This window comes from Brevundimonas balnearis (assembly GCF_042434805.1).
GTDB classification, from domain to species: domain Bacteria; phylum Pseudomonadota; class Alphaproteobacteria; order Caulobacterales; family Caulobacteraceae; genus Brevundimonas; species Brevundimonas balnearis.
The window spans coordinates 86,076-96,068 of the sequence record NZ_JBHLSW010000001.1 but is presented as its reverse complement, the minus strand read 5'-3'; the positions used below and the strand labels follow the sequence as shown (position 1 = coordinate 96,068).

The 9,993-nt window shown below is 69.0% G+C and carries 11 protein-coding genes; 6 read left to right on the top strand and 5 right to left on the bottom strand.

Going from position 1 to position 9,993, the window contains the following annotated elements; genetic code table 11:
• Positions 1 to 195 precede the first annotated feature (195 nt).
• The 4 genes from ACFFGE_RS00520 (at position 196) to ACFFGE_RS00505 (ending at position 4,173) form a co-directional block, all read left to right on the top strand.
• Positions 196 to 1,638: an ammonium transporter gene (locus ACFFGE_RS00520; RefSeq protein ID WP_376833233.1), complete on the top strand. Its 1,443-nt coding sequence runs from the start codon at positions 196 to 198 to the stop codon at positions 1,636 to 1,638.
• A gap of 93 nt (positions 1,639 to 1,731) precedes the next feature.
• Positions 1,732 to 2,412, top strand: a complete 681-nt coding sequence (locus ACFFGE_RS00515; protein ID WP_376833231.1) for a TorF family putative porin — start codon at positions 1,732 to 1,734, stop codon at positions 2,410 to 2,412.
• Positions 2,413 to 2,513: 101 nt separating this feature from the next.
• Positions 2,514 to 2,819 carry an SCP2 sterol-binding domain-containing protein gene (locus tag ACFFGE_RS00510; protein ID WP_376833229.1) on the top strand — a complete coding sequence of 102 codons (306 nt, stop codon included), beginning with the start codon at positions 2,514 to 2,516 and terminating at the stop codon, positions 2,817 to 2,819.
• Positions 2,820 to 2,958: 139 nt separating this feature from the next.
• Complete coding sequence (locus ACFFGE_RS00505) at positions 2,959 to 4,173, top strand: acyl-CoA dehydrogenase family protein (protein WP_376833227.1); 1,215 nt, start codon at positions 2,959 to 2,961, stop codon at positions 4,171 to 4,173.
• Between the two features lie 77 nt (positions 4,174 to 4,250).
• Here the strand turns inward: ACFFGE_RS00505 and ACFFGE_RS00500 are convergent, their stop codons facing one another.
• Positions 4,251 to 5,093: a hypothetical protein gene (locus ACFFGE_RS00500; RefSeq protein ID WP_376833225.1), complete on the bottom strand. Its 843-nt coding sequence runs from the start codon at positions 5,091 to 5,093 to the stop codon at positions 4,251 to 4,253.
• A 304-nt stretch (positions 5,094 to 5,397) separates the two neighbouring features.
• Entirely contained in the window at positions 5,398 to 5,958 is a 561-nt protein-coding gene (locus tag ACFFGE_RS00495) for a sigma-70 family RNA polymerase sigma factor (RefSeq protein WP_376833223.1), read from the bottom strand.
• A 175-nt stretch (positions 5,959 to 6,133) separates the two neighbouring features.
• Between ACFFGE_RS00495 and egtB the strand changes: the two genes are divergently transcribed.
• Complete coding sequence (gene egtB, locus ACFFGE_RS00490) at positions 6,134 to 8,275, top strand: ergothioneine biosynthesis protein EgtB (protein WP_376833221.1); 2,142 nt, start codon at positions 6,134 to 6,136, stop codon at positions 8,273 to 8,275.
• A gap of 60 nt (positions 8,276 to 8,335) precedes the next feature.
• Here the strand turns inward: egtB and ACFFGE_RS00485 are convergent, their stop codons facing one another.
• Positions 8,336 to 8,566 (bottom strand): con-10 family general stress protein, encoded by a 231-nt coding sequence (locus tag ACFFGE_RS00485; protein WP_376833219.1) that lies wholly within the window; start codon positions 8,564 to 8,566, stop codon positions 8,336 to 8,338.
• Positions 8,567 to 8,665: 99 nt separating this feature from the next.
• On the bottom strand, positions 8,666 to 8,827 hold the full coding sequence (locus ACFFGE_RS00480; RefSeq protein ID WP_376833217.1) for a hypothetical protein: 162 nt from the start codon (positions 8,825 to 8,827) through the stop codon (positions 8,666 to 8,668).
• 79 nt (positions 8,828 to 8,906) lie between these two features.
• On the opposite strand from ACFFGE_RS00480, the gene ACFFGE_RS00475 reads away from it, so the two are divergent.
• Positions 8,907 to 9,224 carry a hypothetical protein gene (locus ACFFGE_RS00475; RefSeq protein ID WP_376833215.1) on the top strand — a complete coding sequence of 106 codons (318 nt, stop codon included), beginning with the start codon at positions 8,907 to 8,909 and terminating at the stop codon, positions 9,222 to 9,224.
• On the opposite strand, the gene ACFFGE_RS00470 is transcribed toward ACFFGE_RS00475, so the two are convergent.
• On the bottom strand, positions 9,221 to 9,898 hold the full coding sequence (locus tag ACFFGE_RS00470) for an MBL fold metallo-hydrolase (protein ID WP_376833213.1): 678 nt from the start codon (positions 9,896 to 9,898) through the stop codon (positions 9,221 to 9,223). The genes ACFFGE_RS00475 and ACFFGE_RS00470 overlap by 4 nt on opposite strands.
• Positions 9,899 to 9,993 lie beyond the last annotated feature (95 nt).

The window sequence follows — 9,993 nt, the reverse complement described above, 5'->3', positions numbered from 1 at the left end:
CCTTCTGCGGACGGACGAAAATGCGGGGACGATGACCTTAGGGCCTTCGCGCGCGCGGCGCAAGAAACTTGCCCTTGATGGGGCGGCGGAGACGCTCCGTGCACGAAAAATGCGTCGAACCACGTTCTGGGACTTGCCAGTCACGAAAATGAGGTAAACAGTTCGCAACTGCGAGATAGCAAGGGGGATACGTGCATGTCGCAGTTCTTGAACCGACTTCCAGGCGCGCTGGCGCTCTGTCTTCTCACCCTGGCGCTGTTCTGGGCGGGCGGGGCCTTCGCCCAGGAGGCGCCGGCCGCGCCGACGGTGGCGGAGGCGGCGCCTGCCGAAGCCGCTGCCGCACCGCCCGCGGAACCCGAGGCGGCGCCTGAGCCGGCGCTTCTGGCCCATCAGGCGGTCGCCGAGGTGGACGGCGCCGCGAGCGCCTGGATCCTGACCTCGACCGCGCTGGTCCTGCTGATGACGCTGCCGGGCCTGGCGCTGTTCTACGGCGGCATGGTGCGGCGCAAGAACGTGATCGCCACCATCACCCAGTCTCTGGGCGTCGCCTCCGTCGTCACGCTCGCCTGGTTCGCCGTCGGCTACAGCCTGTCGTTCGGCGTGGGCGAGGCGGCTTTCGGCTTCTCCGACGAACAGGTGCAGTCGGTCATCGGCAGCCTGGACGCCGCCTTCCTGAACGGCGTGACGATGGAGACGGCCTATGCGGCCGCGCCGGGCCTGCCGGAGTATCTCTGGATCGCCTTCCAGCTGACCTTCGCCATCATCACGCCCGCCCTGGTCACCGGCGCCTTCGCCGAGCGGATCAAATATTCGGCCCTGCTGCTGTTCACCGCGCTGTGGTCGGTCTTCGTCTACGCGCCCATCTGCCACTGGGTGTGGGGCGGGGGCTTCCTGGGGTCGGCCGGCGTGCTGGACTTCGCGGGCGGCGCCGTCGTGCACGTCAACTCCGGCGTGGCGGGGCTGGTCTGCGCCATCTTCCTGGGCGCCCGCAAGGGTTACGGGGCCGAGCCGATCGTGGCGCACAACCCCGTCCTGACCATGATCGGCGCCAGCTTGCTGCTGGTCGGGTGGATCGGCTTCAACGCCGGCTCGGCCTGGGCGGCGGACGCCGTCGCCGGGGTGGCGCTGCTGAACACCATCATCGCCGCCATGGCCGCCTCCCTGACCTGGAAGATCGTCGAGGTAATCGAGAAGCGGAAGCCTTCGCTGATCGGCGTCCTGTCGGGTCTGGTCGCGGGTCTGGTGGCCATCACCCCCGCCGCCGGATTCGTCGATCCCAAGGGCGCGATCATCATCGGCGCGGCGGCCGGTCCGGTCTGCTACGCCGCCTCGGTCTGGATCAAGAAGCTGCTGCGCTACGACGACAGCCTGGACGCCTTCGGGATCCACGGCGCGGGCGGCCTGCTGGGCGCCCTGCTGACCGGCGTCTTCGCCACCACCGCCATCAACGGCGTGTCGGAAGGCGCCAACGTCGGGAACCAGGCGCTCGGTCTGGCCTTCACCGTGGCGTGGAGCGCGGTCGCCACCTTCGTCATCCTGGTGATCTGCAAGTTCACCACGGGCCTGCGCGTCAGCGAGGCCCAGGAGGAGGACGGCCTGGACACCCACCTGCACGGCGAGGCGCTGGAGCACGCCTGACATCGAAACCCCGGCGGCGGCCGGTCGCGCCGCTCCCGGATCAACCGGACCCCGGTCCTCCCCGACGCGGGGTCATCAAGAGGGGATAAGCTGATGAAGTTCTTCAAGTACGCCGCCGTGACGGCCGGCGCTCTCATGACGATGGCCGGCGCCGCCGCCGCCCAGGACGTGGACGTGGCGTTCAACGTCGCCGCCACCACCGACTATGTGTTCCGGGGGTTCAGCCAGACCGACAGCGAGCCGGCGATCCAGGGCGGCGTCGACGCCACCATCGGCTCCTTCTACGTCGGGGCCTGGGCCTCGAACGTCGAGTTCTTCGACGACACCGACGGCGAGATCGACCTCTACGGCGGCTATCGCACGGAAGCCGCGGGCTACGCCCTGGACTTCGGCGTGGTCGGCTACTTCTACCCCGGCGGGCCGGGCGCTTCCGACTACGACTATCTGGAGTTCAAGGCGGCCGCGTCGCGCGCGGTCGGCCCGGCCACGTTCGGGGCGGTGGTGTTCTACTCGCCCGACTTCTTCGGCGCGGCGGACGAGGAGGCGGTCTATGTCGAGGGCAACCTCGCCTGGGCCCTCGACTCCAAGTGGACCGTGTCGGGGGCGCTGGGCCACCAGACGCTGGACGTTTCGGACGACTACACCACCTGGAACGTCGGGGCCGGCTACGCCTTCACCGACAATCTCGTCGGCGACCTGCGGTATCACGACACCGACGTCGACACGCCGTTCAGCGACGAGCGCGTCGTGGCCACCCTGAAGGTCCTGTTCTGATCGACCGTCGCGGCGCCGAGGTTTCCGCAAGGTGATCTTGGCGCCGTCCGACGACCGGGTTAGGCGTTCGCTCCCACCTTCCTCCCTCAGGAGAGACGCGAATGGCCGACCTGGCTTCCGTGACCGACCACATCCGCAGCGCCGTCGGCGACAACTCCGGTCTGGGCAAGACCGTGAAGATCGACCTGGGCGACACCGGCAAGATCTTCATCGACGGCGCGTCCGTCCCGAACTCGGTGACCAACGAGGACAAGCCGGCCGACGCCACCGTGCGGATCAGCTGGGATGACTTCATCGCCCTGTCCGAGGGTCGGCTGGACCCGATGATGGCCTTCATGCAGGGCAAGCTGAAGATCGACGGCGACATGATGATCGCCCAGAAGCTCGCGCCGCTGCTCAAGCGCTGACGATCATTCCTCCCCCTACCGGGGGAGGTGGCGCGACGCAGAGCGTCGCGACGGAGGGGGCTCTTTGCGGGCTCGGTGCATGAGGGATCCCCCTCCACCGCTTCGCGGTCCCCCTCCCCCTATGGGGGAGGATTACACGATGGAATTCCAGCACTCCGACCGCGGCCTTCACTGGCAGGAGCGGGTCACGCGTTTCCTGGAGGACAAGGTCCTGCCGCGCGCGGCGGACTATCACGCCGAGGTCCACGCCGATCCGTCCCGCCAGCCCCCAACCATGGAGGCGATGAAGGCCGAGGCGCGCGAGGCGGGTCTGTGGAACATGTTCCTGCCTGGGGATCACGGCGCCGGGCTGACGAACCTGGAATACGCGCCGCTGGCCGAGGCCATGGGCAAGGCGGGCCTGTGGACGCCCGAGGTGTTCAACTGCAACGCGCCCGACACCGGCAATATGGAAGTGCTCCATATGTACGGGAACGCCGAGCAGCAGGCGCGCTGGCTGACGCCGCTGATGGCCGGCGAAATCCGCTCCGCCTTCCTGATGACCGAGCCGGAGGTGGCCTCGTCCGACGCCACCAACATCCAGACCCGCATAGAGCGCGACGGCGACCACTACGTCATCAACGGCCGCAAGTGGTGGTCGACCAACATGGCGCATCCGAACGTCGCGGTGACCATCGTCATGGGCAAGACCGATCCGGACGCGGCGACCCACCAGCAGCAGAGCCAGATCATCGTGCCGGTGGACACGCCCGGCTTCCGCGTCGAGCGCATGCTGAAGGTGTTCGGCTACGATGAACTGCCGATCGGCCATGCCGAGGTCGTGCTCGACAATGTCCGGGTGCCGGTGGAGAACCTGATCGCGGGCGAGGGCCGGGGCTTCGAGATCGCGCAGGGTCGCCTTGGGCCGGGCCGCATCCACCACTGCATGCGCGTGATCGGCTGCGCCGAGCGGGCGTTGGAGCTGATGTGCCAGAGGCTGCTGAGCCGCACGGCCTTCAGGAAGCAGATCGCCGAGCATTCGGTCTGGGAGCAGCGCGTCGCCGAGGCGCGCACCAACATCGAGATGTGCCGCCTGATGGTGCTGAAGGCCGCCTGGATGATCGACCAGGCCGGGGCCAAGAACGCCAAGTCCGAGATCGCCCAGATCAAGGTGGCGGCGCCCCGCATGGCGCTGCGGGTCATCGACGACGCGATCCAGGCCTTCGGCGGCGCGGGCGTGTCGCCGGACACGCCGCTCGCCGAGCTCTACGCCACGGTGCGGACGCTGCGCATCGCGGACGGCCCCGACGAGGTCCACAACCGCACCATCGCGCGTCTGGAGTACGCCAAGCACGGCGGCCGGCCGGTGCGCTGAAAGCGCAAAACGGGGCCGGCGAGAACCGACCCCGTTCCGCATGATCCGGCGCTGAAGGTCGCCGGAGGCCGTCGACGTCAGCGCTTCTTGTCGCCCGCCGTGTCCGTGTCGTCGTCGCGCGCCGCCTCGTTCAGGTCCGACTTGCCCTTGCCACCGTCCGCCACGTCCTGCACGCCCGAGGCGGACAGATTGTTGCGGGCCGCGTCGCCGCCGCGGCTGCTGCGCCAGGTGTCGAAATCCGACGAGAACCGCTGACGGCGCTCATCACGCCAGCTGCGGTAGTCGTCGTCGAAGCCGCGCATCTGGTTCTCGCGCCAGTGCAGATAGTCCGGTTCGAACTCGTGGTGGCGGCCGTGCTGCTGATCCCGGGGGCCCTGAGAATAGGTGCCGCCGGAGCCCTGGCGGATGGAGCGCTGGTCTTGTTGGCTCCAGATTTGCGAACCCGGCGCGGCGCCGGCGGAGCCGCCCTGACTGTACTGGCCATAGCCTTCGCCAAGACCCTGGCTGTAGCTCTGATCATATCCGCCCCGGCTGTAACCGCCGTCGCGGTACCCTTGGCCGAAGCGGCCCTGCTGTTGGCGATCGTCGTCGCCATAGCTGCGGCCCATGCTGGATGACTGTCCGCCGTAACCGCTGTAGCCGCCGTAGTCGGACTGGCCCTGCATCCCGCCATAGCCGCCGTGCGAGGGGCCGCCGTAAAGTTGCGACCCCTGGGCCGTCTGGCCGTAGCCGGCGGAGCCCCACTCGCCCTGTCGGCCGCCGCTCATGGCCGGGTGCACGCCGCCGCGACCGCGGTCCTGATCCTGCCAGCTGCGACGCTCCTGGTCGCGGTCGTGGCTTGGGTCACGCGACATCTGGCGATCGTCGTTCCAGTCACGCTCGCGATCGTGTTCGGACCGGTTTCGAAAGGGATTCTGCATTGAAGCCTCCTTGCAAAAGACCGAAATCCAACCCGGCCCCGATCGCGGTCGTTCCGCCTTCACGCCTTCGTGTCGCAGGTGTGTGTCCGTGACAGACGCAGAGCCGGGCGCGAGCTAAGGTGAGCAACGGGAGACCTCGCGCCGTGGCCAGAAAATCCGCCCAGACCCGCTCCGGATCGCCGCCGCCGAGGTCGGTCGACGAGGCGTTGCGCGTCGGGTTTGAAGCCGTCGAGCAAGCGCCGGCGCCGGATCATCTGGTGCAGCTGGTCAATCGGCTCTCGGGGCGGCTCGGGGATCCGCGCAGTTAGGCGCGATCCGACGGGCGCTCCACGTCCAGGACCCGCGCCAGGCGGTTGCGCGCGCGGTTCACGCGGCTCTTGATCGTCCCCAAGGCGCAGCCGGAAATCTCGGCCGCCTCCTCGTAGGAAAGTCCTGCGGCGCCGACCATGACGATCGCTTCGCGGTGATCGGGGGGCAGCTCGTTCAGGGCGGCCTGGAGCGACGACAGTTCGCAGGTCCACTCCTGGTTGGGCTGCGAGGTCAGCGTCTCGGCGTAGTGGCCGTCCTCATCCGAGACCTCGCGCTTGCGCTTGCCGACGGCGGTGTACCAGGTGTTGCGCAGGATGGTGAAAAGCCAGGCCCGCAGGTTCGTGCCGGGGGTGAACTTGTCGCGGTTCGACCAGGCCTTGATCAAGGTTTCCTGCACCAGATCATCGGCGTCGGACGCATTGCGCGACAGCGACCAGGCGAAGGCGCGAAGCGGGGGGATCATCTCCACCACGTCGTTGCGCCACTGGCGGTCCGAAATCCGGATCACCTCGCCGTCTTCGCGCGTCATGGCGGGCACGGCTTGAGGGGTACGCATACGGGTCTCGCGATTGAGGGAAGTGCGGCGATCAGCCCCACGCCCTCAGGTCAACGCGAGCATCAATCGGCCGTTCCTAAGTCGCTTGGCCGACACAGGGCCGCCTTCACGAAACCGTCAGCCAAGCTTGGCGTTCTATCCGATAGTCTTTGTGAGGGTCGTCGAAGGGGGCGTCATGAACCATCTGGCCAAGGTGGAGGCGCTGCCTTCCCGGGAGGCGATGCGCTACCGCGACGTACGCGCGGCGATGCCCAGGCTGGCCGAAACGCTGTCGCCCGAGGACCTTCTGGCGCAATCCATGCCCGACGCCAGCCCAGGCAAGTGGCACCTGGGGCATACGAGCTGGTTCTTCGAGGCGATGATCCTGGCGCGGCAGGACGGCTATGAGCCGGTCGATCCCCGGCTGCAGACGCTGTTCAACTCCTACTACGAAGCGCTGGGCGAGCGGGTGGCGCGGCCGGAGCGCAGACTGATCACGCGGCCCTCGGTCGCCGAGGTGTTGGCGTATCGCGCGGAGATCGACCGCCGGATGCTCAAGCGGTTGGAGGAGGGACTCGAGCCGGGAGTCGAGACCTACCTGTTCGAGCTCGGCCTGCACCACGACCAGCAGCATCAGGAGCTGTTCCTGTCGGACCTGCTCCACCTGATGTCCCGCTCGCCGCTCGACCCGGCGGCCTATCCCGAGGAGCCGCGTCCGGCGGGCCGACGCCCGCCCCGTGAAGGCCTGTCCGACTGGGTCGCGTTCGACGGAGGTCTGGTGGATGTCGGGGCGGACGACGCCGGCTTCGCGTTCGACAACGAAGGTCCGCGACATCGCGTCTGGCTGGAGCCCTACGAGCTGGCGTCGGGTCTGGTCACGAACGGCGACTGGCTGCGCTTCATCGACGACGCCGGCTACGAGAGGCATGAGCTCTGGCTGTCCGACGGCTGGGCGGCGGTGAAGGCGGAGGGCTGGACCGCGCCGGCGTACTGGCGCCGGGAGGCCGACGGCTGGAGCGTGATGACGCTGGCCGGCCGCGTGTCCGTCGATCCCGACCGGCCCGTGCGCCACGTCAGCTTCTACGAGGCGGACGCCTACGCCCGCTGGGCCGGGGCCCGGCTGCCGACCGAAGCGGAGTGGGAGCACGCCGCGACCGCCGCCGGCGACCGCGTCGCCGACCTGTTCGGCGAAGTCTGGCAATGGACGGCCAGCGCCTATGCGCCTTACCCGGGTTTCGCGCCCACCCCGGGCACGGCGTCGGAGTACAACGGCAAGTTCATGGCCAATCAGGTGGTGCTGCGCGGCTCCGCCTTCGCGACGCCGCGCGGGCACGAGCGGGCCAGCTATCGCAACTTCTACTATCCTCACCAGCGCTGGGCCTTCACGGGGGTCAGGCTGGCTCGCAACGCCGCGGCCGGCGACGCCGCCTTCGCGCGTGAACTGCGCGACGGACTGACCCGGACACCGAAGCGGACCTCGCCGAAGTGGTTCTACGATGCGCGGGGTTCGGAGCTGTTCGAGCAGATCACCCGCCTGCCGGAGTACTATCCGACCCGTCAGGAGCTGGGCCTGCTGCGCGCGGCGGCGCCGGCGCTGGCGGAGGCCATGGGCCCCGGCGCGGTGCTCGTCGAATACGGCTCCGGCGCCAGCGAGAAAACGCGCCTGGTCCTCGACGCGGCGCGCGACCTCGCCGCCTATGTGCCGATCGACATCAGCCCCAGCGCTCTGGAAGGCGCGGAGACGCGGCTGGCGGCGGCCTATCCGGGGCTGAAGGTGCTGCCGGTGGTCGGAGACTTCCTGTCGCTGGAGTGGCTGCCGGACGACACGCCGGCGGGCCGCCGCGTCGGATTCTTCCCCGGCTCCACCATCGGCAATCTGGAGGCGGACGAGCAGGTCGCCTTCATGCGTTCCGCGCGCGCGCTGCTGGGGGAGGGGGCGATGTTCATCCTCGGCGTCGATCTGATCAAGGATGAGCGCACCCTGGTGGCGGCCTATGACGACGCCCAGGGCGTCACCGCGGCTTTCAACCTCAACCTGATCGCCCGCATGCGCGACGACCTCGGTCTCGCGGTCGATCCCGCCGATTTCCGTCATGTGGCGTTGTGGAACCCCGACAGGGCGCGGATCGAGATGCATCTCGAGGCCGTCCGGCCGCTGGCCTTCCGGATCGACGGCGCCGAGGTGCGGTTCGAGGCGGGCGAACGACTGCACACCGAAAGCTCGCACAAGTTCGACGGGGCCATGATCGAGCGCCTGGCCCAGGCGTCGGGCTGGCGGCTGGACCGCGTGATCGAAAGCGAGGCGCCCAAGGTCGCGCTGGCGCTGCTCAGGGCCTGATCCGGACAAGCGAAAGGCGGCCGGGGCGTCCCCGACCGCCTTTCCCGGTTTCGGTAGCGATCAGCCGCGGGCTTCGCCGTCTGTATCCGTCTTTCCGCGAGCGCCGTGAGAGGCTTCGCCGCCCTTGCGCCCCGCCTGGGCCGCCAGGTTGCGGTCCTGGGAGAAGCTGCGCTTCTCGCTCGGCACGCTGGCGCCGCCCTTTCGGGCGATCTCGCGCTGACGCGCCGGATCCATCGAGGCGAAGCCCCGTTTCGACACGCCGGACGCACGGGGAGTTTGGCTGTCGGCCATTCCTGGACCCTTTCCTCGGCCACTGTTGCATTGATCAGCAAACCCCCTGAAACGGCGCCGGTTCCGCAGATGCCGCCGTTTCACAAGGGGTTGAGCGGATCAGCCGGGATCCTGGGGCGAGCGGATCGGGGAGGTCGGGTCCGGGGTGGGCGGCGGCAGCTCGTCCGGCGCCTCGGACGGCACGGCTTCGGGCGCGCCGGGATCCGGTTCGTCGATTTCGGGGCTCTCGAGCGGCGGCGCGAAAGGGTCGGTGTGGGTCATGTCGATGGCCTCCTGTGGGAGGGCAACGGCCCACGCGCTCGGGCGTTCACCGCAGGCCCCCACCCTGTACGGAGTTCCCATGACCTACACCGATCCCACCGCCACCCCCTATGATCGCGACGACATCGTCGAGGCCGACGATCTGGCCCGTCCGTCGCCCGAACCCGCGAGCTTCGAGCGCGACGTCTATGAAGAGGACGTGGCCATTCAGCCGGCCGCGGGCGCCGAAACGCCGCGCTCGGTCCGGGCCGCCCTGCGCGAGGACGCCCGCAGGGGCTTCGACTGGGCCGACATGAAGGTCGAGAGCGCGCGCGAGCGCATCCGCGAGAAGCCGGAGAAGGCCCTGCTCTATGGTCTGGGTCTCGGCCTGATCGTCGGGCTTTACCTGCGGCGCTAGCCCCGGCCCAGGACGCGGTCGGCGACGAAGGCGTTGTCGCGCCGCTCCTGGCCGAAGGTCGAGGCCGGCCCGTGGCCCGGCACGAACGTCACATCGTCGCCGAGCGGCCACAGCTTTGTGACGATGGCGTTCAGCAGGGCCGCGTGGTCGCTCCGCGGGAAGTCCGTGCGGCCGATCGAGCCGCGGAACAGCACGTCTCCGACCTGGGCGAAGCGGTTGGCGGCGTTGAAGAAGATCACATGGCCCGGCGTGTGCCCGGGACAGTGCCGCACCCGCCACTCCGTCTCGCCCAGAGTGAGCGTGTCCCCCTCATCCAGCCAGCGGGTCGGGGTGAAGCCCCGCGCCTCGGGCATCCCGTAGGTCCTGCCCTGGGCCTCGATGCCGTCGATCCAGAACTGGTCGGCGGGATGCGGCCCGATGATGTCGACGCCGGTCTTCTCCTGCATCTCGGCGGCGCCGCCCGCGTGGTCGAGGTGGCCGTGGGTGATCCAGATCGCGTCGATCGTCAGACCCCGCCGCCCGACCTCAGCGAGGATCGCGTCGACCCCGCCGCCCGGATCGATCACCGCGCACCGGTTCGTGGTTTTGCACCAGACAACGGTGCAGTTCTGCTGAAGCGGCGTGACGGGCGTGACGAAGACGCCGAGCGAGGCGGGTGAGGCGGTCATGGGCATGAGATAGCCGCTGCCGCCGTCGCGCGGAACCTCGCGTTGACCTTCGCGGTCGTTCTCGACATAAGGGCGGGCTTCGAGGCGCCGCCTCCCCGCCG